General features: G+C 46.9%; 25 protein-coding genes and 1 tRNA gene. 22 read left to right on the top strand and 4 right to left on the bottom strand.

Going from position 1 to position 24838, the window contains the following annotated elements; genetic code table 11:
• Positions 1-56: 56 nt before the first annotated feature.
• The 22 genes from bcsA (at position 57) to RDK53_RS06350 (ending at position 22441) form a co-directional block, all read left to right on the top strand.
• Entirely contained in the window at positions 57-2660 is a 2604-nt protein-coding gene (gene bcsA, locus RDK53_RS06455; RefSeq protein ID WP_374041572.1) for a UDP-forming cellulose synthase catalytic subunit, read from the top strand.
• Between the two features lie 148 nt (positions 2661-2808).
• Entirely contained in the window at positions 2809-5115 is a 2307-nt protein-coding gene (gene bcsB / locus RDK53_RS06450; protein WP_308513810.1) for a cellulose biosynthesis cyclic di-GMP-binding regulatory protein BcsB, read from the top strand.
• Positions 5116-5125: 10 nt separating this feature from the next.
• Positions 5126-6226, top strand: a complete 1101-nt coding sequence (gene bcsZ / locus RDK53_RS06445) for a cellulose synthase complex periplasmic endoglucanase BcsZ (RefSeq protein WP_308513809.1) — start codon at positions 5126-5128, stop codon at positions 6224-6226.
• 20 nt (positions 6227-6246) lie between these two features.
• Positions 6247-7881 carry a cellulose biosynthesis protein BcsG gene (gene bcsG / locus RDK53_RS06440; RefSeq protein ID WP_308513808.1) on the top strand — a complete coding sequence of 545 codons (1635 nt, stop codon included), beginning with the start codon at positions 6247-6249 and terminating at the stop codon, positions 7879-7881.
• A gap of 111 nt (positions 7882-7992) precedes the next feature.
• The gene (gene murA, locus RDK53_RS06435; RefSeq protein ID WP_308513807.1) at positions 7993-9246 is read left to right on the top strand and encodes a UDP-N-acetylglucosamine 1-carboxyvinyltransferase; all 1254 of its coding nucleotides are present in this window, start codon (positions 7993-7995) and stop codon (positions 9244-9246) included.
• A complete protein-coding gene (gene hisG / locus RDK53_RS06430; protein WP_066595367.1) occupies positions 9243-9887 on the top strand; it encodes an ATP phosphoribosyltransferase in 645 nt (214 codons plus the stop codon). Before murA ends, hisG begins: the two co-directional genes overlap by 4 nt.
• Entirely contained in the window at positions 9877-11193 is a 1317-nt protein-coding gene (gene hisD, locus RDK53_RS06425) for a histidinol dehydrogenase (RefSeq protein WP_308513806.1), read from the top strand. Before hisG ends, hisD begins: the two co-directional genes overlap by 11 nt.
• Positions 11193-11783: an imidazoleglycerol-phosphate dehydratase HisB gene (hisB, locus tag RDK53_RS06420; RefSeq protein WP_308513805.1), complete on the top strand. Its 591-nt coding sequence runs from the start codon at positions 11193-11195 to the stop codon at positions 11781-11783. The genes hisD and hisB overlap by 1 nt, the downstream gene beginning before the upstream one ends.
• Positions 11780-12415 carry an imidazole glycerol phosphate synthase subunit HisH gene (gene hisH / locus RDK53_RS06415; protein WP_308513804.1) on the top strand — a complete coding sequence of 212 codons (636 nt, stop codon included), beginning with the start codon at positions 11780-11782 and terminating at the stop codon, positions 12413-12415. The genes hisB and hisH overlap by 4 nt, the downstream gene beginning before the upstream one ends.
• A 30-nt stretch (positions 12416-12445) precedes the next feature.
• Positions 12446-13201: a 1-(5-phosphoribosyl)-5-[(5-phosphoribosylamino)methylideneamino]imidazole-4-carboxamide isomerase gene (gene hisA / locus RDK53_RS06410; RefSeq protein WP_308513803.1), complete on the top strand. Its 756-nt coding sequence runs from the start codon at positions 12446-12448 to the stop codon at positions 13199-13201.
• Positions 13201-13962 carry an imidazole glycerol phosphate synthase subunit HisF gene (hisF, locus tag RDK53_RS06405; protein ID WP_308513802.1) on the top strand — a complete coding sequence of 254 codons (762 nt, stop codon included), beginning with the start codon at positions 13201-13203 and terminating at the stop codon, positions 13960-13962. Before hisA ends, hisF begins: the two co-directional genes overlap by 1 nt.
• A 1-nt stretch (position 13963) precedes the next feature.
• Positions 13964-14350 (top strand): phosphoribosyl-AMP cyclohydrolase, encoded by a 387-nt coding sequence (hisI, locus tag RDK53_RS06400; RefSeq protein WP_308513801.1) that lies wholly within the window; start codon positions 13964-13966, stop codon positions 14348-14350.
• A gap of 9 nt (positions 14351-14359) precedes the next feature.
• Positions 14360-14683: a phosphoribosyl-ATP diphosphatase gene (locus RDK53_RS06395; RefSeq protein ID WP_308513800.1), complete on the top strand. Its 324-nt coding sequence runs from the start codon at positions 14360-14362 to the stop codon at positions 14681-14683.
• Between the two features lie 100 nt (positions 14684-14783).
• On the top strand, positions 14784-15128 hold the full coding sequence (locus tag RDK53_RS06390; RefSeq protein WP_308513799.1) for a histidine triad nucleotide-binding protein: 345 nt from the start codon (positions 14784-14786) through the stop codon (positions 15126-15128).
• Positions 15129-15137: 9 nt separating this feature from the next.
• The gene (gene tatA / locus RDK53_RS06385; protein ID WP_308513798.1) at positions 15138-15377 is read left to right on the top strand and encodes a Sec-independent protein translocase subunit TatA; all 240 of its coding nucleotides are present in this window, start codon (positions 15138-15140) and stop codon (positions 15375-15377) included.
• Between the two features lie 17 nt (positions 15378-15394).
• Entirely contained in the window at positions 15395-16201 is an 807-nt protein-coding gene (locus RDK53_RS06380; RefSeq protein ID WP_308513797.1) for a twin-arginine translocase TatA/TatE family subunit, read from the top strand.
• A 4-nt stretch (positions 16202-16205) separates the two neighbouring features.
• Entirely contained in the window at positions 16206-16982 is a 777-nt protein-coding gene (gene tatC, locus RDK53_RS06375) for a twin-arginine translocase subunit TatC (RefSeq protein WP_308513796.1), read from the top strand.
• Between the two features lie 2 nt (positions 16983-16984).
• On the top strand, positions 16985-17632 hold the full coding sequence (locus RDK53_RS06370) for a hypothetical protein (protein WP_308513795.1): 648 nt from the start codon (positions 16985-16987) through the stop codon (positions 17630-17632).
• A gap of 80 nt (positions 17633-17712) precedes the next feature.
• The gene (gene ettA / locus RDK53_RS06365; RefSeq protein ID WP_308513794.1) at positions 17713-19374 is read left to right on the top strand and encodes an energy-dependent translational throttle protein EttA; all 1662 of its coding nucleotides are present in this window, start codon (positions 17713-17715) and stop codon (positions 19372-19374) included.
• A complete protein-coding gene (gene mnmC, locus RDK53_RS06360; protein ID WP_308513793.1) occupies positions 19374-21254 on the top strand; it encodes an FAD-dependent 5-carboxymethylaminomethyl-2-thiouridine(34) oxidoreductase MnmC in 1881 nt (626 codons plus the stop codon). The genes ettA and mnmC overlap by 1 nt, the downstream gene beginning before the upstream one ends.
• Positions 21255-21605 (top strand): hypothetical protein, encoded by a 351-nt coding sequence (locus tag RDK53_RS06355; RefSeq protein WP_308513792.1) that lies wholly within the window; start codon positions 21255-21257, stop codon positions 21603-21605.
• 8 nt (positions 21606-21613) lie between these two features.
• Entirely contained in the window at positions 21614-22441 is an 828-nt protein-coding gene (locus tag RDK53_RS06350) for an undecaprenyl-diphosphate phosphatase (RefSeq protein ID WP_308513791.1), read from the top strand.
• Positions 22442-22520: 79 nt separating this feature from the next.
• Here the strand turns inward: RDK53_RS06350 and trmB are convergent, their stop codons facing one another.
• The 4 genes from trmB to RDK53_RS06330 all read right to left on the bottom strand — a co-directional run.
• Positions 22521-23240 (bottom strand): tRNA (guanosine(46)-N7)-methyltransferase TrmB, encoded by a 720-nt coding sequence (gene trmB, locus RDK53_RS06345; protein ID WP_308513790.1) that lies wholly within the window; start codon positions 23238-23240, stop codon positions 22521-22523.
• A 114-nt stretch (positions 23241-23354) separates the two neighbouring features.
• Positions 23355-23428, bottom strand: a tRNA-Gly gene (locus tag RDK53_RS06340).
• Between the two features lie 46 nt (positions 23429-23474).
• Positions 23475-24128, bottom strand: a complete 654-nt coding sequence (locus RDK53_RS06335; protein ID WP_308513789.1) for a methionine ABC transporter permease — start codon at positions 24126-24128, stop codon at positions 23475-23477.
• Positions 24118-24838, bottom strand: a 721-nt coding sequence (locus RDK53_RS06330) for an NIL domain-containing protein (protein ID WP_308513788.1), incomplete at its 5' end; no start/stop codon positions are given. The genes RDK53_RS06335 and RDK53_RS06330, both read right to left, overlap by 11 nt.

Raw genomic sequence — 24838 nt, 5'->3', positions numbered from 1 at the left:
TGCTTTTGACCCAGTTATTCAGAAGTTTTGATCTGAGTCTAAAGACAGATTTGGTTATGTTGAAAAGCCATTGCTGTTCTTCATGGAGCTACGTTTGTAATGCTTTCTTTTTCTTGATCGCATGGGCGGTTTTCCCATTGGAAAATAAACTATATAAAAAAATCTTCCGTAACCGTGCTTTCTATTTTCCCCAGATTAACTTTCACTCTCTGCATCCGCTTGATGCTTTTCGCATACTCATCCAGCTTGGCTTCCTTTGCTTGTTTGTAATCACAAAAGATAAGTTTTCTCAGCGAAAAGCAAAGGGACGGCCCGGAACCTTGTCTCAGTTCGTCAGATACGTTCGAGTCAATATCGGCCGAGAAATCCGTAATCTCTCTGAAACACTTTCCAAATTGCTGCTCTCAGATTCTTCTTCCGCCGCAGAAAAAGGTAAAAATTCTGCCGAAGAACCTCCTCCTCATAAAATGGGTTGGGTTAGAAAAACAGTGATAGGCCTCCTCCTCTCTGTCGGCTTGGTTTTGTATTTCCTTTGTATTACTCAGCCTTTCAGCCTGGAAGAGCAAATCATCTTTTTGTCGATTCTGTGGGTGAGCGCTTTGCTCCTTTTCCAGGCTCAGACAAGATTGACGCTGCTCATGCTGATCGTCATCAGCGTGATTGTCTCAAGCCGCTATATCTGGTGGCGCTACACGGAGACGATTAACCCGAATAGTTTCATGAGCGTGATTTTCTCTTGGATGCTGATCCTTGCCGAAACTTATGCTTTCATCGTGATGTTGTTAGGTTATTTCCAGGTTTGCTGGGCCTTGGATAGAAAACCGACGTCGATGCCTAAAGATCCTTCCTTGTGGCCTCATGTCGATATCTTTATTCCGACTTATAACGAACCCTTGGATGTGGTTAAACCGACCGTCTACGCTTGTTTAACGATGGATTGGCCGAAAGAAAAACTTCATGTCCATGTTCTTGACGACGGCAGCCGTCCTGAGTTTGAAGAATTTTCTAATTCCGTTGGTGCGGGATATATCAAACGTGAAAAACATAACCACGCAAAAGCGGGCAATATCAATCACGCTTTAACTAAAACTTCCGGTGATTTCATTACTATCTTTGACTGTGACCACGTTCCTGTCAGAAGTTTCTTAAAAAAGACCATGGGATGGTTTTTTAAAGATAAGAACATCGCGTTGATTCAGACGCCTCACCATTTTTATTCACAGGACCCTTTCGAAAAGAATCTTCACCTCTCTGAACACGTACCGAATGAAAACTCTCTTTTCCATGACTTTATCCAGAAGGGCAATGACACATGGAATGCCACAATGTTCTGTGGCTCTTGTGCCATCATGCGCAGAAAAGCTCTTGAAGAGGTCGGAGGTATTGCCGTTGAAACCGTGACCGAGGACGCTCATACTTCTTTGAAGCTCAACCGCAAAGGTTGGTCCTCCGCATTTTTAAGTACGCCTCTTTCAGCAGGTCTCAGTACGGAAACATTGGCCGCTCACATCGGCCAGAGAATTCGCTGGGCCCGCGGCATGATTCAGATCTTTCGATTGGATAATCCGTTGTTCGGTAAAGGACTGACTATCCCGCAGCGTCTGTGTTTCTTAAATGCGATGATTCACTTCTTGCACGGCTTGCCCAGAATTATCTTCTTGCTCGCTCCGTTGCCGTTCTTGTTCGCCAACATTTACGTGATCTACGCAAGTGCCATCGCTATCTTCGTGTACCTTGTTCCTCACATGGTTCACTCGACAATGACGACTTATGTGATCCATAAAGGCTATCGCTTTCCGTTCGTCAGCGCGATTTACGAAACGATTCTTTCTTGGTACATCTTTGTGCCGACCTTAGTGGCTATCTTTGCTCCGCATAAAGGTAAATTCAACGTGACGGCTAAGGGCGGAGTTATCGATAAAGCCTACGTAGACTGGTCGGTAGCAAAGCCATATCTATATTTGCTGATTCTGAACTTGGCGGGTCTTTGTTTCGGTTTATATAAGATGATCGGTGCCTCTCAGTATCAGGTACTGATGTTGGCAATTAACATCGGGTGGATTCTTTATAACCTCATCATTCTTTTTGCCTCAATCGCCGTTTGCGTTGAAAGTGTCCAGCAAAGAAAATTTCCGCGTGTTGCTGCCATGCAGAAGGTGACCGTTGAACTTTCTGACGGTCATAAAGTCAAAGCCGTTCTCGCGGCCTTCTCTCAAAAAGATTGCCAGTTGGTATTCAAGATTCCGTCAGCCATACCTAATTTCAAACTCGGTGAAAGTGTCAAGCTGATATTCGGCGAAGGTAAGACCATACACGAATTTAATTGCACGGTTTCTGCTATTTTCTCTGCCGGCGTCATTGATCTTGACGTTCATCAGGAAACATTACAGAAAGAAAAAGAGTACACGGCATGCACATTCGGTGTCCCCGAACTGTGGATTAATAAACAGGCCAAAATTAAAGGATTCGGAATGCTTGACGGCTTCATGGCTCTTTTGAGGATGGCTCGTCAAGGCGTGGAGGCCTTCGTCCACTATACCCCGCCGTCATCCAGCTGGTTGTTCTATATCACCGTTGGATCTTTAAAATGGATCATTAGCTTTATTCCCCGAGTACCAAAGCTTAGGAGTCAGTCTAAACAAACTGTATTCGCCTCTTAATTAGCATGCGTCCTTTGTGCCTAATTTATGAAATTTGGCTCCAGGAAGGCTCTCATTAAATATAATGGTAATCGCTAATAAAACATGAAACATGCTGGCCTTTCTTGCCTATAGGAAGGCCGGAATCTAACCCTCAGAAGTTACGTTTATGTCGATTAATAAAGAAATGATAGGGACTCGAGGCTCCGGGCCTCTGTGCTTTTTTCAGAAAATAGCAACGGCTGCTATTATTTCGGCTCTTTTTTTGACGCCGGCTGTCTCCGCGCCCGCCCCTCAAGAGGCATCGACTTTTATCAAAGATGTTGTTCCGAATTACAGAACAGATGAGATTCCTGTTATCCGTTCGGATGCGGCTTTGTTTGATTTTATTCCTGAAGGTAAGACAGAACAGATAAAGCTCACCGGAATCTATCCGGAAAGAAGTTTCAGGTTTTACAGCCCGAAAGATGAAATCATCTCCAAGGTGACGGTCACGTTAAAGTACACTCCGTCGCCTTCGTTGATTCCTCAGCAAAGCCAGCTCAATATCTTCCTTAACGGTCAGATCCAAAAGAGTCTGCCGATCACTAAAGAACAGCTTGGCAATGCGGTAACGCAGACCGTTGAACTCAATACTAAAAATATCGAAGAAAGCAATCGCATGACGATTGAGTTCGTCGGTGTGTACACCAACAACTGTGGCAATATCGCAAACCCGTCGTTGTGGCTGACTATCGATGACTCAAGCTACATGTCGTTTAATACGCAGAAACTGCGTTTGGCTAACGACCTGAGCCTGATGCCGGCTCCTTTTGCTAACAATTTGAGCCCGAATGCAACGACTCTGCCGGTTGTTTTTAACGAGAATCCTTCCCCGGCCTTAAAGAAAGCCTCAGGTATTTTTGCTTCTTGGATCGGCACTAAGACGGAATGGCGAGGCGCAGAGTTCCCCGTTTACATCAAAGAAGTGCCGCAGGCCCAGAATTTCGTGGTCTTTGCTACCAATGACAGCAGACCGGAATTCCTCAAGAACTTACCGGCTTTTACCGGTCCCTTCGTAACCGTCGTTGACGCTCCTAACAGTCTCTATGCCAAAGTGCTGGTTATCGGCGGTAAAGACGAAGCTGAAGTGCTCACCGCAGCTGAGTGGCTTGCTGTTAATTCTCAGGTTCTTACCGGCAGCTCCGCTGAAGTAAAAGACTTTAAGCCGCTGCCTAACCGTGAAGCTTATGACGCACCGAATTGGATTCCAACCAACGATAAGGTTACTTTTGAAAAAATCGCCAAGTACCGCGGTCAGTTAAGAAGCTCTGGACTTCATCCTGCTCCTATCTCTTTGGAAGTCAGACTTCCGCCTGACCTCTACATGGTCAACAAGAGCAATGTCGATTTAGACCTGCGTTATCGCTACACCAAACCGACAAGCGGTGAAGCTGCTCAAATGCGTTTCTTGCTTAATGAGCAGCTCGTTGAGTCCTTCGAATTGGATCCGAAGAAAAATAGCAGCTCTTTTACTTCTAGATTCTCCCTGCTCAACGGTTTGGCCAATATGTGGAACGATACATCCGTTCCTACTGGTTTGCTTGGAGCAGATAACTTAATGCAGTTTGACTTCCAGTATGGGTTGGCGGTTCCCGGCGGATCCGTTGAAAACTGCAAGTCCGTTGCACTGATTCCGAGCCAAGTTGAAATCGATCCGACTTCCACAATCGATTTCTCCGGTTTTTATCACTTTGCTAAGCTCCCGAACTTAAACTTGTTCACGGTAAGCGGTTTCCCGTTTACAAAGTATGCCGACTTGTCTGAGACCGGTGTCGTCCTGGCAAAGGATGCTCCGGCAGCGGTTTTGACGACTTATCTCAATACGATGGCTCGTCTTGCTGCTCAAACCGGCTATCCTGCAACAAAGCTGACGGTTGTTGAAACCATCGATAAAGGGGCTCTGAAAGATAAAGACATCTTGGTGTTCGGTGAAAACAGCCGGATTTTGAACGGTATCGATAAAGAAGATGCCGGCGTAGCTATCGATAAAATTAAACAGGGAATTGAAAAGTCTCTGACTAAGACGGCATCCGATGACAAGAATATGGAGTCGGTGGTAGCAGAAGATGCAGGCATAGCCGCCATTGTTCAATATCAGTCTCCTTTCAGCGATGACAGATCTGTGGTTGCCGTGCTCGGCGACGGTCAGGACGGAAGTTTTCTCATCAATAAGCGATTGATGATCCCGGGTGACTTGAAGCTGATTGACGGCAGCGTTGCTGTCTTCAAGACAAACGCAACCCCTACAAGCTATAACATCGGACCTACTTACTACACGGGTTCCTTGCCGTGGCACCAGAGAATTTGGTACTCCATGCTCGATCAGCCCGTGCTGCTGGTTCTCTTTACTCTCGTCTGCGCATTGCTGTTTGCCGGTGGTATTTACTACCTGATGCACTCTTTGATCAGATACCGCAGCCGCCGTCATAAATAAGGAGAATTAGATGAAAAAGAAACTGGTTGCCGCTTTGTTGATGAGTTTGGCTGTACACCTTCCGGCACATGCATGGGATCTTTGGGACGAGTTCAAAGCGGTTAACGTTACTCCGGAAGGCCGTGTTGTCGATTACAGCGACGCTAAACTGATTACGACCTCCGAAGGACAGTCATACGGCATGTTCTTCGCCCTCGTGGCTAACGACAGAGAATCTTTCGATAAGATTTTTGCTTGGTCGGAAAAGAATTTGGGGCCCGAACAACCTGCTTGGTGGTGGGGCATTCCTGACGGCAAGAAAGACGGTCAGGGCAAAATCCTTGACACCAACAACGCTACAGACTCGGATATGTGGATTGCTTACTGCCTTTTGGAAGCAGCCCGCATCTGGAATGAGCCGGCCTACGAAACAAAAGCTAAGGCTTATATGGCTAAGCTCAAAGAATTGGTCAGAGACGTTCCGACTGTCGGAAAGGTTCTTCTTCCTGCCCGTGTGGGCTTTGAAGAAAAGGGCGTAGTAACTATCAACCCGAGCTACTATCCCCCGTTTATCCTCAGACGTTTTGCCGAGTACGATCCGTCTTGGCTGCCTATCCTTGAGGGACTGATTAACGCCATGATCCGCTGCTCTCCGGGCGGGGCGGCTCCCGACTGGGCAAAATTCGACTCAACCGGAAAATTGCTTGAGCCCGAGAAGATGGTCGGCAGCTATAACGCTATCCGCACTTATTTGTGGGCAGCTATTACTTCTCCGAAAGATCCGCTGTACGCCAAGTTGGCGCGCCACTATGCACCGATGATCAATGCCGTTAAGACCTTAAATGTACCTCCGGAAGAGGTTAATTTAGGCAGTATGAGCTTCGGTCCGAGAGAAGTGAATGCGTTCGGGGCTTGCTTTTTACCCTATGTCTCTAACGATAAGAGCGGCGCGGTTATTCGAACCTTGCTGACAAATACTAAAATGCAGGGAGACAACTATTATCGGAATGTATTGACGATATTTGGCTTGGGCTTCGATTACAAAAACTACGCTTTTGATGCGAAGGGCCGCTTGTATATCCCGAAAGATAATATGACGGTCAGAGTAAATCAGCCTCAAAATAAACCATAAGAAAAAGGAAAAAACACTACATGAGAGTTAGCGGTGCTCGAACAGCAAGCTGGAGCGGGCTGGGGCTTTGGAACGTTTTCTTTGTCGGAGAGTTTTTACTGGCGGGCTTCGGCTATTTGCACCTTAATCTTGTGCAGAACTGCCTGCTTGCGGCTTTCGTAATTTTTCCAATTCAAAATCGTTCCCTTCGCGTCGTCAGAACGCTGCTGGCTATTGCTGCAGCAGCAGCAATGGTCTATGCGGAAAGCTGGCTTCCTGGACTCGAAAGCATCAAAGGAAATTTCCATAATTTAGAAGCAATGGGCACAAGCTACCTGCTTGAGTCTGCCTATAACTTCCTGAATTTTGAAATGATCGGCGTTGGTATTCTGCTGATCATCGCCTATTACGGCTTGAAGGACTACGTTCGCATCTCCACATTTACCTTGCTGTATCTGTTCCTTCTTATCTGCGCTCCGATTTGGCAGCCGTGGTTTGAAGAGCCTGCCGAACAGGTTGTGGTGGCTCAAACCGAAGTCACTAAACCAGGAGAAAAAACGGAAGAGGTCCGCTCCGATCTGCTTCCGCAGAAGGATCGACCGACCAATGAAAATCTGGATAAGTGGCTTTACGACTTCCACAGCAAGGAAAAAGCCCGCAGAGCCGTATTCCCTGAGCGTTTAGGCAAAGACGATACCCCGTTCGATATTCTGCTCATCAATATCTGCTCTTTATCCAACGATGACTTGCAGACAGCTGGCTTGACCAACCACGAAGTTCTCAAAGAGTTTAACGTCGTTTTCGATAACTTTAACTCCGCGACTTCCTACTCAGGCCCTGCCGCATTGCGTCTGCTCAAGTCCGTCTGCGGTCAGCCCTCCCATGAAGATTTGTATGAAGGCAGAAATCCGGATTGCGAATTGATGAATCGTTTGGGCCATCTCGGCTATAACCAGCATGTATTCATGGACCATAGCGGTAAATACGACAACTTCTATCAGAGCTTGAGGCATTTAGCAGGTCTTAGCCCGCAGCTCGGTGCAATGAACTATCCGAAACGCTACGATTCTTTCGATGAAGAACCGATTGGAGATGCCCGTGCCGTCTTTAAAGAGTGGGAAAAAATTCTTGCTTCCAACAAAGATAAGCGCAGTGCGACTTTCTTTAACTTGATTGCTCTTCATGACGGCAACAGATATGCCAATAAGAGAAGATTGGCGCCGTTTAAGCCGAGAGCTAAGGCTATGCTCGACGATCTTCAGTCATTGATCAAAGATATTGAAGCATCGGGCAAGAAAGTCATGCTGATAGTGGTTCCGGAACACGGTGCTGCGGAACGCGGAGATAAGGTTCAGGTAGCCCACTTGCGCGATATCCCGAGCCCGTCAATTACCAAGGTTCCGGCCATGGTTAAATTCATCGGCATCGGTGACGGAGACGAGCAAGTTCAAGTCAAGGAACCGACCAGCTATCTGGCAATCAGCAGCTTGATCGGCAGAGTTCTGCAAAGCAACTATTTCAGCGCAGAGCATGGTACCGTCCCGCTTAACGACCTAGTTAAAGACCTTCCGCAGACGGAAGCCGTTTCAGAAAACGCGAATGCGAAGGTGATTCACTATCAGAACAAAGATTATGTGAAGATGGATAAGGGTGAATGGCGTGAATACGCAAAATAAATTCGCCTTGAAAAATAATCTTCAAATCAATGTATTAAACGAAAACAAGATATAAACTCAAGTGTTGGGGCCCGAAAGACCCCAACTCCTTCTTTTTTATTGGAGCATGTAGTGCAAAAGTTAGTCATTAAAGGTGGTGTCCCTCTGCATGGAGAAATCTCAGTCTCCGGCGCTAAGAATGCGGCGCTTCCTTTATTAGCATCTGCCTTGTTGACGGACGAACCGGTATTTTTTGAAAACGTACCGGAATTGGCTGACGTCAATACGATGATTCGTCTTCTCGAGGATTTGGGATGCAAGATTGAGAGAAATGACCATCGTGTGAAAATCGATGCTTCTCAAGTTCGCTCCACCGTGGCTAATTATGACTTAGTCAAGACAATGCGGGCCTCCATCCTGGTGCTTGGTCCCTTGCTTGCCCGTTTCGGCAAAGCAACCGTCTCATTGCCCGGAGGATGTTCTATCGGGGCGCGCCCCGTCGATCAGCATATTAAGGGCATGAAGGCCCTAGGTGCTGAAATCAATTTGGAACACGGATACGTCAACGCCTCTGCTGACAAACTTGTCGGTGCCCGTGTTCTGACCGATATGGTAACCGTGACCGGAACCGAAAATCTCCTGATGGCCGCTGTGCTGGCCGAGGGTGAAACAGTTCTTGAAAACGCAGCCCGCGAGCCGGAAGTCGTTGATTTGGCACGCTGCCTGAAGTCCATGGGTGCGGATATTACCGGCGAAGGTACCGTCAGAATTGTTGTAAAGGGCGTAAAGAAACTTCACGGAACCAATTACAAAGTCATGGCAGACCGTATTGAAGCGGGAAGCTTCTTGGTGGCCGGCGTAGCAACCGGTGGTGACGTCACCGTTACTGACTGCCAGCCCGAGTATCTCGGCGCCGTTATCGAAAAATTATTAGAAGCCGGTGCTGAGGTTATTACCGGAGACACTTGGGTTCGTGCCAAATCTAAAGGCCGCACCAAAGCCGTTGATATTAGAACCGTTCCGTATCCTGGTTTTCCAACCGATATGCAGGCACAGTTTATGGCTTTGGATACGATTTCCGACGGTGCTTCTCATATTACGGAAACGATTTTTGAAAACCGTTTCATGCACGTTCCGGAGCTGCAAAGACTCGGCGCTGACATCAACATTGACGGCCATACTGCGACCGTCAGAGGTGTAGAAAAACTTTCCGGCGCTCCCTTGATGGCTACGGATTTAAGAGCCAGTGCAGCTCTTGTTATTGCTGCTTTGGTTGCGGATGGAGAGTCCACCATAGACCGCATCTACCACTTAGATCGCGGATACGAAAGAATGGAAGAAAAATTAAAGACCTTGGGTGCTCAGATAGAAAGGGTTAAAGCATGATTACTATCGCACTTTCAAAGGGCCGCATTTTTACCGAAACACTGCCGTTCTTGGCAGCGGCCGGTGTGGTCCCGCTAGAAGATCCTGAGACTTCAAGAAAACTGCTCATCGGCACGAACCACCCGGATATCCGAATTGTGGTGGTGCGTGCCAGCGACGTTCCGACTTATGTCCAATACGGTGCAGCAGACATGGGAGTAGCGGGGAAAGACTCACTGTACGAACACGGCGGGGCCGGACTTTATGTTCCTTTGGATTTGAACATTGCTAAATGCAGAATGTGCGTTGCATGTCCTCGTGATTTTGACTACCACGCCAAAGTCAGAAGAGGAGCACGCCTGAGAATCGCAACCAAGTTCATGAAGTACTCTCGCAACTATTTCGCCAAGATTGGCGTCCACGTGGATCTGATTAAGCTCTACGGCTCAATGGAGCTTGCTCCGATTGCAGGTTTGTCCGATGCCATCGTGGACTTAGTCAGTTCCGGCGCCACTTTGAGGGCAAACAATTTGGTTGAAGTCGAGCAGATCGATACCATTTCTTCACGCCTGATTGTGGGACAGGCAGCCATGAAGCTCAAAACCAGTGAACTTCTTCCGATAATTGATACTTTTGAAAAGACTGTTAAATATGACGATTAGATTTTTAAATACGAAGGATAAAGACTTCGAAAAGAATTTCTCCGCATTAGTAGCTGTTGACAGTTCCGTTGATCCGGAAATTACAAAACGAGCTGAAGCAATCGTCGAAGACGTTCATAAACGCGGAGACGAAGCTGTTTTGGAATATACCAACCGTTTCGACCGCATGAACGCCAAGAGCATGGAAGAATTCCGCATCACTCAGGAACAGTTGAAAAACGCCCTGGAGACTTTGCCGGAAGACCAAAAGCATGCTTTAATAGTAGCTGCCGAACGAATTCGTTCTTTCCACGAACATGAACTCGGACAAAGCTGGTCTATCACTGAAAAAGACGGTACAAAGCTTGGCATTCGCTATACCGCCTTGGACTCCGTCGGTCTTTATGTTCCCGGTGGAAAAGCCGCTTACCCGTCTTCCGTTCTGATGAATGCGATGCCTGCCCACGTTGCCGGTGTTAAAAATATCGTTATGGTTGTTCCGACTCCGGGCGGCACTCCTAACCAGCTCGTGCTGGCTGCCGCTTGCTTAGCCGGCGTATCCACTTGCTTTACTATCGGCGGAGCTCAGGCGGTAGCCGCTTTGGCTTACGGAACAAAGACAATCCCAGCAGTCGATAAAATCGTCGGTCCCGGAAATGCTTATGTTGCCGCGGCTAAGAGATATGTGTTCGGTACCGTGGGTATCGATATGATTGCCGGGCCGTCCGAAATTCTCGTTATCTGCGACGGCAAGACAAATCCTGACTGGATTGCGATGGACTTATTCAGCCAAGCTGAGCATGACGAGTTGGCACAGGCTATTTTGCTGACTCCTGATGCAGAATTTGCAGAAGCCGTTAAAGCTTCTATCGAAAAACAGCTGCCCGAAATGCCTCGCAAAGACATCATTGCAGCCAGCTTGAAGAACCGCGGTGCAATTATCGTTACGGAATCAGTAGAAGAAGCTTGCCGCATTGCCGACAAGATCGCTCCGGAACACTTGGAATTGTCCGTTGAAGATCCGGAAAAATATGTTGATTTAATTCATCACGCCGGGGCTATGTTCTTAGGCGCTTATACCTGCGAAGCCTTGGGTGACTACTGCGCAGGCCCTAACCACGTACTGCCGACTTCCAGAACAGCCCGTTACTCTTCTCCATTGGGCGTTTGGGATTTCCAAAAGCGTACCAGCATTCTCAAGGTTTCTAAACAAGGTGCTTATGAGCTTGGCAAGATTGCCGATGTACTGGCACGCGGCGAGTTCTTGTACGCTCACTCCGGCAGTGCAATGTACCGTGTTAAGGACTTAGACAGCAAGGATAAATAATGAGCAGGCAGGCTGAGATTCGCAGAGAAACCAAAGAGACCAAAATCTTCGTGAAGGTCGATTTGGACGGAACGGGTAAGGCATCTATCTCGACGGGAATTGGATTCTTCGACCATATGCTTGATCAAATCGCTCGTCACGGTCTGATTGATTTGACCGTGCAGTGCGAAGGAGATTTAGAAGTCGACGGCCACCACTCGGTCGAGGATGTTGGTATAGCTTTGGGGCAGGCCATTGGTCAAGCTCTTGGCGATAAGAAAGGCATCGTACGCTATGGTTTCAGCTATGTGCCGTTGGACGAAGCTCTTTCCAGAACCGTTATCGACTTTTCCGGCCGTCCTTATCTGTCTTGGAGTGTTGATTTCACTGCTCCGATGATCGGTGCCTTGGACTCTCAGCTGCCGCGGGAATTCTTCTTAGCACTGAGCACGAATGCCAAGATGACCTTGCATATTGATAATTTGAAGGGCATCAACGCTCACCATCAGTGTGAATCCGTTTTTAAATCTTTCGGAAGAGCGCTCCGCATGGCAGCAGCCATCGATGAACGCTCCAAAAATGTCATTCCTTCCACCAAAGGGACTTTATGAAAATTGCAGTAGTTGACTACGGCTCAGGAAATCTGCGTTCCGTTTATCAGGCAATAAGGAAAGTTGCTCCTTTGAACTCAGATGTTTGGGTAACTGAAGATCCGAATAAAGTTAAAGAAGCCGACAGAGTCATTTTCCCGGGCCAGGGCGCAATGCCTGACTGCATGGCAAATCTGCGCAAAGCCGGACTGGAAGAGGCGGTAAGAGACTCTCTCAAGAAAAAGCCTTTTTTTGCGGTTTGCGTCGGCGAACAAATGCTGTTTGACTTCAGCGATGAAGGCGATGTGCCTGCCCTCGGTATATTTCCGGGACGAGTTGTCCGCTTTCCGGCCAACCAGTACGGTGAGGATGGCTCTCGTTTGAAAGTTCCGCAAATGGGTTGGAACAGGGTGCGTAAAACGATGGACCATTACATCTGGGAAGGAATTCCGGATAATTCTTGGTTCTATTTTGTCCATAGTTACTACGTTGTGCCTGCTGATTTGAATTTGATTGCAGGAACAACTGACTACGGTAGAAAAGTTACCGTGGCAGTGGCCAAAGACTACATTTTTGCCACCCAATTCCATCCTGAAAAAAGTGCTGATATGGGCTTGAAGCTCTACAGCAATTTCCTAACTTGGAAACCTTGATCTTAAGTTTTTATAAAAAGAAGTACTACCATGCTTTTAATTCCCGCTATTGACATTAAGGACGGCAAGTGTGTCCGTCTGCGCCAAGGTGATTTGACATCCAATATCTCCGTTTTTAACGAAGATCCTGTAGCACAGGCCAGACAATGGGTTGAGATGGGAGCAGAAAGAATTCATATTGTTGATTTGGACGGTGCCAGAACCGGCAAGCCGGTAAACCTCCCAATCATTCGTAAAATTTCCGAAGAGTTCGGGGAAGACGTCGAAATCGAAGTCGGCGGCGGCATGAGAACTCTTGAAAGAGTCGAAAAAACTCTGGATGCCGGTGTTGATTTTGTGGTGATCGGAACTGCTGCCGTCAAAGCCCCCGGTTTCCTGCATGATGTGTGCAGCCAATACGGCGGCAGCGTGATTGTCGGCTTGGACGCTAAAGACGGTATCGTCATGACTGATGGTTGGACTAAGTCTTCCGGCCGTACTGCAATCGATTTAGCTAAGAAATTCCAAGATTACGGCGTTGACGCCATTCTTTATACCGATATTTCCCGTGACGGCATGCTTACCGGCTGTAACGTTGAAGCTACAGCTGACTTAGCTAGAGCCATCGATATTCCGGTCATTGCTTCCGGCGGTATCCGCGACTTAGACGATATCCGCAAGCTGCTCGATGTCGAATACGACGGCGTCACCATGGCTGTCCTCGGACGTTCTTTGTATGAGCACACCTTGGACTTCAAAGAAGCTTTGGAATTAGTTAAAAATCACAAACCCAACTGGAGTTTCTAATGCTCGCCAAAAGAATTATTCCTTGCTTAGACGTCACTGACGGTAAAGTAGTTAAAGGCGTTAACTTCGTAGAACTCCGTGAAGCCGGTGATCCCGTTGAAGTTGCTCGCCGTTACGATGAACAAGGTGCCGACGAAATTACGTTCTTGGATATTACCGCCACGTCTGACAACAGAGGCTTAATTCTTAAGGTAATTGAAGATGTAGCCGCACAGGTATTTATTCCGCTCACTGTCGGAGGCGGTGTCAGAGAAGTCGGAGATATTCGCCGTCTGTTGAATTCCGGAGCCGATAAGGTTTCCATCAACTCTGCCGGCGTTAAAAATCCGGATCTCATTGGAAATTCCGCAGCTATCTACGGTTCTCAGTGCATCGTCGTGGCTATCGATGCTAAGAGAGCAGGCGAAAATAAGTGGGAAGTCTATACTCACGGCGGACGTGTCAATACCGGCATTGATGCCGTGGAATGGGCCAAGAAAGTTCAGTCTCTCGGGGCCGGCGAGATTTTGCTTACCAGTATGGACGGCGACGGGACTAAAAAAGGATTTGACCTTGAACTGACGGCCGCCGTCAGCAACGCCGTGGATATTCCGATTATTGCTTCCGGCGGCGTCGGTAACCTTCAGCATTTGGTCGACGGCATTAAGATCGGGCAGGCTGACGCTGTGCTTGCGGCTTCTATCTTCCACTTCGGAGAATATACCGTCGGGCAAGCTAAGCAATACATGCGGGATCACGGTATTCCGGTGAGGTTGGACTAAGATGTTTATTGACGAAATTCACTTTGACTCTAAAGGTCTCGTCCCGGTGATAGCGCAAGACGCCAAGGACGGCACGATTTTGATGTTGGCTTGGGCCAATAAGGAAGCACTCGAAGAAACGGTTAAAACCGGTCGCGGAACATACTTTTCCCGTTCTCGTTCGAAGTTGTGGAGAAAGGGCGAAGAGAGCGGCAATATTCAAAAAGTCTCCGAAATTCTTCTCGATTGCGACGGCGATGCTGTCATTTATAAGGTTGAGCAAATCGGAGGTATTGCATGTCATACCGGGCATAGAAGCTGTTTCTATAAAACCTTGAAAGGCAATGCTTGGAAAGAGAATTCAGATGTACTTAAGTCTCCGGACGTAATGTACGCAAACCATAAATAAGAGGAACAAATGGAAAGAATTCCTGTAATCAGTGAGATCGCCGATGTTATCGATAGCCGCAAAGGAGCTGATCCTCACACTTCTTATGTAGCAAAACTGTTCTCAAAAGGACCGGATGCTGCATTAAAGAAAGTCGGCGAAGAGGCAACCGAAGTTGTCATGGCCGGAAAGGATAACGACCCTGATCACCTCATCTATGAAGTTGCCGACCTTTGGTTTCATTCAATGGTGGTATTATCACAGGCCGGTCTGAGACCCGAACAAGTCCTAATGGAACTGCAGAGAAGAGAAGGGACTTCAGGCCTGGTAGAGAAAGCCTCCCGCAAGGATTAGAAATAAATAAAAACTTCAATAAATGTAAATCTTAGGGTAATTCATATTGAGTACTGAGAGCATTTATTGAAAAATATTAAATGTTAGATTGGAGAAGATTATGCAAAAGGACGATTGCCTGTTCTGTAAGATTGCAAAAGGAGAGATTCCTTCTAAGAAAGTCTACGAGGACGAAGAAGTTATTGCTTTCAAAGATATCAATCCTGCAGCACCCGTCCATTTGTTGATTATTCCAAAACAGCACTACGATTCCCTGGCTGTAATGGGAAAGAACGAAGAGCCGCTTTTAGGTAAAATGCTGGCTTTAGCTCCTGTCCTTGCCAAAGAAGCAGGTGCAAATAATGGTTTCCGTGTGGTCATCAACACCGGTCACGACGGCGGCCAAGAAGTTAATCATATTCATATTCATGTCTTAGGCGGTCCCCGTCCTTGGACAAAACTCTAGGAGTAAATAATGGGTTCATTTTCTATTTGGCATTGGCTTGTCGTACTTGTTATCGTTGTCTTGATTTTCGGTACCAGCAAACTCAAGAACATGGGTAAAGATCTCGGCGGCGCCGTTAAAGGTTTCAAAGAAGGCATGAAAGAAGCTGAGGCCGAAGCTAAAGCTGAAACAAAGCCTGCCCCTCAGGTTGCTGAAAAGAAAGCTGAAGACGTTGTTGACGTTAAAGCAACTGAAAAGAAAGAAGCTTAATTTAGAAGTATTGTCCTATGCTAGATTTCAGCATGGGAGAGATCGGCCTTATCGCTGCAGTTGCTCTTGTGGTGCTAGGGCCTGACAAACTCCCTCAGGTTGCTAAGACTGCGGGTTCTTTAATGGGGAAAGCGCAGCGTTTTGTTACTCAGGTCAAGACTGATATTGACAAAGAAATTCAGTTATCCGAACTGAAGAAGATTCAAGAAGACGCTAAGAAAATGGCTAGCGATCTTCAGGATAACTTGCGCAACACACAAAATCAGATTGAGAAAGAAGTATCCGATCTGAATTCCGCAGTCAATTCCATTGGCAAAAGTATGGAAGACCAAGCCAAGGACACTGCGGCTCAAATCAACGAAGTAAAAAACGAAGTCAAGAATCAATGGCTTTCTGATACGGCTCCTAAGGCTGCAGCACAATCCGAAGCTTCTATCGAAAACATGGTGGAAACTCCGGCTGCTGAGAAGCAAACTGCTTGGGAAATCACTCCGGATAAAGTCGATACCTCTAACTTAGAGGGGGCATTTGCTTGGAACGATACAGAGTCCGGTCAGACCTCTATTCCGGTTCCTGTTCCTCCGGCATTGACCGAAGAAGATTCCTTAATCGGTACTTCCAGCGGAGTGGACTTTAATTCAATTACAGAATCGGAAAAAATTGCTGCATTGAGTAAAGAAGTTGAAGAGCTGAAGGCGATGATTCAGTCCAATACTTCGGGCTCTAAAAAACAGAGCCGTTCTGTTAGACGCGGTCACGTAAACAAATTGGCTGTTGCAGCTAAACTCAATAGAATTCACAAGACTAGAAGTAGATATTCATAATCTCATGAGCGATAAAGACTTAGAGTTAGAAGGGCCGGAAGATGACAAGGAACAGACCCTTGTCGCTCACCTAGTTGAGCTTCGCTCCAGAATCGTTCGCATGGCTGCGGCGATTTTGTTGGTATTCGCCTGCCTCTCCCCGTTTATGAAGCAGATCTTCGACTACCTCAGCCAACCACTGATGGTCGCTCTGCCTCAAGGCGCAAAGCTGCTGGCAACAGGCGTTATCGCACCATTCATGGTGCCTTTGAAGGTAACGCTTTTCGTGGCCTTTATTATTGCTCTGCCATACGTACTTTGGCAGATGTGGGGATTTATTGCCCCCGGTTTATATAGAAAAGAGAAGAGGCTCGCATTACCAATCATCATCTCTTCTTTGGTTATGTTTTTCCTTGGAATGGCTTATTGCTATTTCATTGTATTTAGGATGGTGTTTCAGTTCATTGCTGGGTTCTCACCGGATTCCGTTAACTTTGCACCGGATATCGATTCCTATTTCGGCTTCGTCTTGGCCCTCTTTATTGCGTTCGGTGTGACGTTCGAAGTTCCTATCGTTGTGGTAGTTCTCAACAGACTCGGCATTACAACCGTAGAAAAACTAAAAAAAGCACGCCCTTACATGGTCGTAGGCGCCTTCGTGATTGCTGCGATCTTTACTCCCCCTGACGTCCTCTCTCAACTTCTCCTGGCTTTGCCTTTGGTAATTCTCTACCAAGTTGGAATTTGGCTTTGTTCCATTTTCGGAACGGCTAAAAATTTGGATGAAGATGAGGAAGAATAACATTGGAATTTCAAAAACCTTTTGATCGAATTTATCTTCTGAGTCACCAGCACGATTATGTTCGTCTCAGAAGATCGTCGCAGTGGCATCCGGAAGTTGGAACGCTCACTTTTGGCAACAAGAAGTGGACCGTAAAGGACTATTCTGATTGTAATTGGTTCGTCAGAAATTCTTATGCCAAGATTCTTCTCAAGCGCGAACTTAACGCGATTTCAATGCTTAACGGTATTGAGGGCGTCCCTCAGAATCCTTTCTTTGTTGACTCTTGTTGTCTGGCATTTGAATATGTTGAAGGGGACTCCTTGCGAGACTATCCTGCAGACAAAATTACTCCGGAATTCTTAACCGAGTGCGAGAGAATTCTTCGAGACATCCACAAGAAAGGATTGGTCCATCTTGATACCGGTGCGATGGGAAATTGGATTGTTAAACCGGACAATCGCCCGGCGCTCATCGATTTTCAGACAGCGATGAAAACACGCGGCCTTCCTTCTAGGTTGGTCGGTTTCTTAAAGGCGATGGATCTGCGTGGCGTATATAAAAAGTGGATTGCTTTCCGTCCCAACGAAATGGGTGAAAAGAGGAAAAAAGCAGCGGAACGCTTTGAAAAAATACGTAAAATTTGGTTATTCCATCCAAAGAAGAAATAACAATTCGAACGTCGAACCAATAAAATTCAATTACATTACTCCCGCATAGAAATTGCGGGCATTTTTTTAAAGGATATGGTATGGCTCAATTCGTTTATACGATGAACCGAGTTGGAAAAATCGTTCCACCAAAAAGACAAATTCTGAAGGACATTTCTTTGTCTTTCTTTCCCGGTGCAAAAATTGGTGTTTTAGGTTTGAATGGCGCAGGCAAATCCTCCCTCCTGAAAATCATGGCAGGTATCGATAAAGAGATTGAAGGCGAAGCCATTCCAATGCCGGGCTTAAACATCGGTTATTTACCGCAGGAGCCTGTCCTTGATCCTGAAAAAACAGTTAAAGAAACCGTCGCTGAAGGTCTTGGTGAAGTTTTTTCAGCCCAGGATAAGCTGAACAAGATTTACGAAGCCTACGCTGATCCGGACGCAGATTTTGATGCATTGGCAGCCGAGCAAGCTAGATTGGAAGCCATTATCGCGACCAGCGGTACCAATGCCGAGACTCAAATGGAAATTGCGGCTGATGCATTGCGTCTTCCTCCATGGGATGCACGCATCGGCAATCTTTCCGGCGGAGAAAAACGCCGTGTGGCTCTTTGCCGTCTGCTGCTTTCCAGACCGGATATGCTTCTTCTTGACGAACCGACCAACCACTTGGATGCGGAAAGCGTTGACTGGCTTGAACAATTCCTCCAGAGATTCCCAGGAACCGTTGTTGCCGTAACTCACGACAGATACTTCTTGGACAATGCTGCTGAATGGATTTTGGAATTGGACCGCGGTCACGGTATTCCTTGGAAAGGAAACTATTCTTCCTGGCTCGATCAGAAAGAACAGCGTCTGTTGATGGAACAGAAGAAAGAAGACGCTCGAATCAAAGCCATGAAGCACGAACTTGAATGGGTCCGTCAGAATGCAAAAGGCAGACAAGCTAAGAGCAAGGCACGTTTGCAGCGTTTCGAAGAGATGAGTTCTTACGAATACCAGAAACGTAACGAAACCAACGAAATCTTTATTCCTGTCGCTGACCGTCTCGGTGATAAAGTCATTGAGTTCAAGAATGTCTCTAAGGCCTTCGGCGATAAGCTTTTGTTCGATAACCTGAGCTTTACGATTCCGCCCGGAGCAATTGTCGGTGTTATCGGCCCGAACGGTGCAGGTAAGTCCACATTATTCAAGTTGATTACTGGTGACCAGAAGCCTGATTCCGGTGAGATTGATATTGGTTCTACAGTTAAGATTAGTTCTGTTACTCAGACAAGAGAGTCTCTCCCGAACGATAAGACTGTTTGGGAAGCTGTTTCCAACGGTCTTGATATTCTCAAGGTCGGCAAGTTCGAAATGCCGAGCCGTGCGTATATCGGCAGATTCAACTTCAAGGGCGGAGATCAGCAGAAGATCGTCGGTAATTTGTCCGGCGGTGAACGCGGACGTCTTCATATGGCCAAGACCCTCTTGAACGGCGGCAATGTTCTTCTTCTTGACGAACCTTCCAATGACTTGGACGTTGAAACTCTTCGTGCTTTGGAAGAAGCTCTGTTGGAGTTTGCCGGCTGCGCCATGGTTATTTCCCATGATCGTTGGTTCTTGGACAGAATCGCAACCCATATCCTTTCTTTTGAAGGCGATTCCAAGGTTGAATTCTTTGCAGGCAACTACACCGAGTATGAAGCAGATAAGAAGCGTCGTCTTGGTGAAGGTGCCACACCGCATCGCCTGAGATTCAAACCTCTCAAAGATTAATGTCAGAGAAGGAGGAAATTCGTCCTGCTCAAATCACTGATCAGGACGGGCACCCTTACAGTGCAGAGTTCGGAGATATTTATGCCTCCCGTCAAGGAGCAGTCGGCCAAGCTCTGCATGTTTTTATTAAGGGGAATAATCTGCCTCAGGCCTGGCAGGGCCGTCCGAGTTTTGTCATTCTGGAAAATGGTTTCGGGCTCGGGACGAATTTTCTAACGACTTTAAAAACATGGAGAGAAGATCCGAATCGCTCGGATTCTCTCCATTTCGTTTCTATTGAAAAGTTCCCCGCATCTAAAGAAGATTTGCTTTGCTTTGCCGATCCGGAGGTTGCAGAGGAAGCTGCCGAACTGGCTGAACAATGGCCTAACTGTGTTCCCGGGGTGCATCGCCTTTACTTCAATGACGGCCGTGTCGTTTTGACTTTATATTTCATGGATGTTGCGTTTGCGTCGAAGAAGCTGGCTTTGAAATACAACGCTCTTTATCTTGACGGCTTTTCTCCGGCCAAGAACGATGCTATGTGGAAACGAAGCGTTCTGAATTCTCTTTCGAAGTTCGCAAAACCTGAAGCTACCGTAGCAACTTGGTGCGTATCTTCGCACGTTCGTGAGGATCTCCATAACGCGGGTTTTGAAGTTCAAAAAGTTCAAGGCTTTGGCAAGAAATCGCAGATGACAGTGGGCGTCTATCGTCCGAAGTTTTCTCACAGACGCTCTCAAGAAGTTCCTTATACTGAAAAGTTTCCGGATTCCACGCTTCTAGTCATTGGTGCCGGAATGGCCGGGACGGCCTGTGCTTGTGAATTCGCACGAAGAGGCTGGAAAGTAACGGTTATTGACGAAGGAAGGGTAGCCGCATCTGCCGCATCGGCAATTCGTTATGCCATCGCACATTTCCAACCGGCCGGCGACGAAAATCTTCTTTATAGACTTTCTCGAGTCGGTTTTGACGTGCTCAGAGAAATCAGCCGTGACTTCCCTGAATATTTTCACCTTAATGGATTGCCGCAGATCGCCAGAGATGAGACGGAATATAGGAAGTGGGAGAAGTGGTTTCAAAATAACAAGCCCTTCCGGTTCCCGGACAATTTTTTGAGATTGTTAAGCAGGGAAGAAGTCTCAGCCTTAATCGGCTATGAAGCCTCGAATGGCGCTTTGCTTCATCCTACGGCTGGGTTAGTTGAAGCCGGTCGTTTTGTAAGAGATAGACTTTTTGCCTCCGGAGCATCGTGCTTATTCAATTCTCGAGTGTCCGGTTTAACACGAGAAGAAGGAAAGTGGGTCGCTTATGGAGCTGCCGGGGAGGAGCTTGCAAGAGCATCCGTTTGCATTCTGTGCCCCGGAAGCTCTCTTTTGAAAATAGCCTCGGACAATATCCCGGTTACTAACTGGCATGGAAGATTAAGCCTTTTAAGCGGAGAAGAGCTGCCGAAATTAAAAGGAGCTGTGACCGGTCCGGGTTATATCATCAATGATGGGGACAATTGGGTTGGCGTAGGTGCAACTTACGAGCGAGAGGGCTCACCCATGGACGAAAGAGAGGCTCATAAGCAAAATGCCGAAAAGCTTTATAAGATGCTTCCCAATGTAGGATTCGGCACTGCTATAGGCTTTTACGAAGGTATTCGCTCTGCTCCCTCTGATAGGCTTCCTCTGATTGGAAATGTTCCTCTCGGATTTTTAACGGAAGGCTTTGTATCAGAAAAAGACTCCGTCAATGACACTTTATTCCTAAATACGGGTATGGGATCTCGGGGCCTAATTTTCAGCGATTTGGGAGCACGTATAATTGCGGCCCAAGTAACAGGTGAGCCCAATCCGGTAGAAAAAGATCTGCTGGATGCGGTAAATCCTGCAAGATTTTTAGGTAGAACTTAGATGCTTATTTTTTCCAGAAACCGCGGGCCTTGGGTGGTCGCGGCATTTGTTGTTGTGGTTGCCGCCGGATCTTTTATCAAATTTCAGGCTGACGCAGAAAAAGAGGCCGCGGCCATTGAAAAAGACAAACAAAGTTTTGTGGCCTTTAATCAAAGCGTACAAAAAGAACTTGGCGAAGCTCACAAACTTATTAATTCTGAATTGCTTTTTGAGTTCTACCGATGCGGTATTCTCTCTAACCGCGAAAAATCTTATTGCAATGCTAAGACAGATGAGGTGTTCAACCAGCTCAGTTCTGATCAGCAGAAAGCTTTAGTGCCAGTATTTAAAAAATTCTTTATGCCGGAATAAAAACAGACATGGATTGGATTCTTTATTTAAAAGCCGTAATTTTAGGAATTGTCGAAGGACTGACGGAATTTTTACCGGTTTCTTCTACCGGCCATTTAATTGTTTTCGGAAGCTTGTTGGACTACACGGGCCAAGAAGCTGACACGTTTTACATCGCTATTCAGGCCGGTGCAATTGTCGCGGTCTGCTGGTATTACCGCGAGCGTATTCTCAAAATTTGCAAAGGACTCTTTACTGAACCGACTCAGCAGAAACTCGCTTGGAATACGATTATTGCCTTTCTTCCGGCTGCGGTTATTGGTGTTATGGTTGCCAAGTATATTAAAGAGTGGTTATTTAACCCGGTATCTGTGGCTGCGGCTTTGGTTATCGGCGGTATCATCATTCTCATTGTTGAGAGATATCAAGACAAGAAGAGCTATACACCGAGAGTCGCCACCATGGACGATATGTCTTGGAAAGACGCGTTGAAGGTCGGTTTCCTTCAATGTCTCGCAATGATTCCCGGAACCAGCCGTTCCGGAGCAACTATCATCGGCGGTCTCGTTATCGGTTTATCAAGAACGGCAGCAACCGAGTTTTCTTTCTTTCTGGCTATTCCAACTATTTTCGGTGCGACGGTCTATGAACTCTGGCAGTCAAGAGATATTCTGTCAGCCGATAGTCTTCCGGTTATCAGTATCGGTTTTGTAGTTTCTTTCTTTTCTGCTTTGGTCGTAGTACGTTGGCTTTTACATTACGTTGCCAGACACGATTTCTCTGCTTTCGGCTGGTATCGAATTTTCTTCGGCGGCGTTATTTTGGTCACCTGGATGACAGGCCTTGTGAAGTGGTAGGCTTGGTTTGAAGCGAATCCGGATTCACAAAAATCAGGCTCCCGTTGGGAGCCTTCTTCATATCCAAAAGTCTTGACGGTTACTTCTTCAAGAAAATCAAATCCCAGCATCCATGTCCGAGACGATTTCCTCGTTCATTGAATTTAGTGACCGGACGCTTAGTGATTGGATTTTCTGCAACCGGAGAGAATCCTTCGTACTTATTTTTCAGCAATGGTGCGGCAGAAAGCACTTCCATCATTTGTTCCGCATAGTTTTCCCAGTCTGTTGCGCAGTGCAGATAAGCACCTGTCTTGAGTTTGGGAGAGAGGAGATCAACAAAGAAGGGAGAGATTAGGCGTCTCTTGTGATGTCTTGCTTTTCTCCACGGGTCGGGGAAGTAAATGTGCACTCCGTCTAAAGAACCGTCAGCAATCATGTCTCTAACGACTTCAACAGCATCGTGTTTAAAGAGACGAACGTTTTTTAATTGCTTTTCTTCTAAGAGAAGAGACAGCGCACCCACTCCGGAAGGGAAGATTTCGCAGCCGATGAAATTAACCTCGGGATGAGCCTCTGCAATTGCAGCGGTGGTTTCTCCCATACCACAGCCGATTTCAAGAACAACAGGATTATCGTTGCCGAAGAGTTCTTTGGCGTTAACTTTGTTCTCTTTGTCGTATTTGAGTTCGTATTTTGGGAAAAGCTCGGTTAAAGCTCTTTCTTGAGCATGGCTGATTCTGCCTTTACGAGTACTAAAACTGCGTATATGGCTATGTTTGAGTTCTTCAAGTTTTTCCGGAGTCAGTTCTTGTGACATTTTTCAATGCAAGTAAATAATTTGCAGAAATTCTAAATTATTTAACGGCAATGAACCGGAAGGATTTTGTATCCTTGTTCGAATAAAACTTGAGGAAGTGAGGAAAGAAAAGGTTGGAGCGGGTGAAGGGAATCGAACCCTCGTCGTAAGCTTGGGAAGCTTCTGCTCTACCATTGAGCTACACCCGCAGAAGAAAGAATTCTACATCAAATCTGAATCCTTCTTCCAAATTTTTTATTTGTGGGAAGCCCGGCGAACTGCCCAGTCTCCAAAGCTTTGAAGGCTTTGAACGAAAATGATAAGGATAACCACAACAGCTGCCATGACATCAGGCATGAAGCGTTGATAACCGTAACGAATGCCCATGTCGCCCAGACCGCCGCCACCGACGGCACCGGCCATGGCAGAACTGCCGACAAGAGCCACGAAAGCAATGGTTAATCCGGCAAGAATGCCCGGCATGGCTTCCGGAAGCAAAACTTTCATGATGATCTGCTGATTTGAGGCACCCATGGATTGTGCAGCCTCAATGAGACCTTTGTCCACTTCGCGAAGACTGGTTTCAACTAAACGGGCAATCAAAGGGGCCGCTGCGATAGTTAAAGGAACGATAGCTGCAACGGTACCGATGGAAGAGCCCACAATCAAACGGGTAAATGGAATGATGGCAACCAAAAGAATAATGAACGGGGTGGAACGAACGGCGTTCACAAGAGTGCCGATAATTCTGTTGGCTAAAGGTTTCGGCATGATTCCTTTAGGAGAGGTGATGAAAAGAAATACACCCAAAGGAATGCCGATAGCGGCTCCGAGACCTCCGGAAATACCGACCATCAATATGGTCTCAAGAAAGGAGTCCCATAGCAGTTGAATAATATTAGATGACATCGCTTAACTCCTCGACTTTGACGTTATTGGCTTTGATGAATTCAACGGCGGCTTGGTAATCGGCTTTTTCTCCCATCATTACTAGGGTGAGCGTACCGTAGCTTTCGCCTTGAACTTCGTCGACTTGGCCGAGAAGAATGTTGAAGTCAAGATCGTATTTGTGGCAAGCAGCGGAAAGAACCGGTTCCGTCGTATTGGATCCGACGAAGGTTAAGCGCAGCAGGTGCATTGGTCTGCCTTTAGAGTCCGTGCCTTGCATGAGCTTCTGAATCTTCTCTTTCATAGAAGCAGGGATGGTTCGTGCTGCTAAGGCGGTACCGAGCATAGCTTGCGTGACTTCATGCTGAGGATCGCGGAAAACGTCCAAAACGCTCCCTTCTTCAACTACTTGGCCTTTATTCATCACGACGACTCGATGACAAATTTGCTTAACGACATCCATTTCATGAGTAATCATGACGATAGTTAGGCCCAGTTCCTGATTAATCTTTTTGAGGAGCTGCAAAGTAGCCTGAGTGGTTTCCGGGTCGAGCGCGGAGGTCGCTTCATCGCTGAGAAGAATCTTCGGGTCAGAGGAAAGGGCACGGGCAATACCGACTCTTTGCTTCTGACCGCCGGAGAGCTGCGAAGGATATTTGTTCGCATGTTCGGTTAAACCGACAAGCTCCAGCAAAGGTTCAACTTTCTTGCGGATATCTGCTTTACTGACG

It is taken from the genome of uncultured Turicimonas sp. (assembly GCF_902477955.1).
GTDB lineage: Bacteria > Pseudomonadota > Gammaproteobacteria > Burkholderiales > Burkholderiaceae_F > Turicimonas.
The sequence above is the reverse complement of the archived record's forward strand: the minus strand, read 5'-3'. Positions and strand labels throughout refer to the sequence as shown.

Coding starts and splice junctions, on each gene's coding strand:
- bcsA (WP_374041572.1), top strand. CDS start 57: ATGTTGAAAAGCCATTGCTGTTCTTCATGGAGCTACGTTTGTAATGCT.
- bcsB (WP_308513810.1), top strand. CDS start 2,809: ATGTCGATTAATAAAGAAATGATAGGGACTCGAGGCTCCGGGCCTCTG.
- bcsZ (WP_308513809.1), top strand. CDS start 5,126: ATGAAAAAGAAACTGGTTGCCGCTTTGTTGATGAGTTTGGCTGTACAC.
- bcsG (WP_308513808.1), top strand. CDS start 6,247: ATGAGAGTTAGCGGTGCTCGAACAGCAAGCTGGAGCGGGCTGGGGCTT.
- hisG (WP_066595367.1), top strand. CDS start 9,243: ATGATTACTATCGCACTTTCAAAGGGCCGCATTTTTACCGAAACACTG.
- hisD (WP_308513806.1), top strand. CDS start 9,877: ATGACGATTAGATTTTTAAATACGAAGGATAAAGACTTCGAAAAGAAT.
- hisB (WP_308513805.1), top strand. CDS start 11,193: ATGAGCAGGCAGGCTGAGATTCGCAGAGAAACCAAAGAGACCAAAATC.
- hisH (WP_308513804.1), top strand. CDS start 11,780: ATGAAAATTGCAGTAGTTGACTACGGCTCAGGAAATCTGCGTTCCGTT.
- hisA (WP_308513803.1), top strand. CDS start 12,446: ATGCTTTTAATTCCCGCTATTGACATTAAGGACGGCAAGTGTGTCCGT.
- hisF (WP_308513802.1), top strand. CDS start 13,201: ATGCTCGCCAAAAGAATTATTCCTTGCTTAGACGTCACTGACGGTAAA.
- hisI (WP_308513801.1), top strand. CDS start 13,964: ATGTTTATTGACGAAATTCACTTTGACTCTAAAGGTCTCGTCCCGGTG.
- RDK53_RS06395 (WP_308513800.1), top strand. CDS start 14,360: ATGGAAAGAATTCCTGTAATCAGTGAGATCGCCGATGTTATCGATAGC.
- RDK53_RS06390 (WP_308513799.1), top strand. CDS start 14,784: ATGCAAAAGGACGATTGCCTGTTCTGTAAGATTGCAAAAGGAGAGATT.
- tatA (WP_308513798.1), top strand. CDS start 15,138: ATGGGTTCATTTTCTATTTGGCATTGGCTTGTCGTACTTGTTATCGTT.
- RDK53_RS06380 (WP_308513797.1), top strand. CDS start 15,395: ATGCTAGATTTCAGCATGGGAGAGATCGGCCTTATCGCTGCAGTTGCT.
- tatC (WP_308513796.1), top strand. CDS start 16,206: ATGAGCGATAAAGACTTAGAGTTAGAAGGGCCGGAAGATGACAAGGAA.
- ettA (WP_308513794.1), top strand. CDS start 17,713: ATGGCTCAATTCGTTTATACGATGAACCGAGTTGGAAAAATCGTTCCA.
- mnmC (WP_308513793.1), top strand. CDS start 19,374: ATGTCAGAGAAGGAGGAAATTCGTCCTGCTCAAATCACTGATCAGGAC.
- RDK53_RS06355 (WP_308513792.1), top strand. CDS start 21,255: ATGCTTATTTTTTCCAGAAACCGCGGGCCTTGGGTGGTCGCGGCATTT.
- RDK53_RS06350 (WP_308513791.1), top strand. CDS start 21,614: ATGGATTGGATTCTTTATTTAAAAGCCGTAATTTTAGGAATTGTCGAA.
- trmB (WP_308513790.1), bottom strand. CDS start 23,240: ATGTCACAAGAACTGACTCCGGAAAAACTTGAAGAACTCAAACATAGC.
- RDK53_RS06335 (WP_308513789.1), bottom strand. CDS start 24,128: ATGTCATCTAATATTATTCAACTGCTATGGGACTCCTTTCTTGAGACC.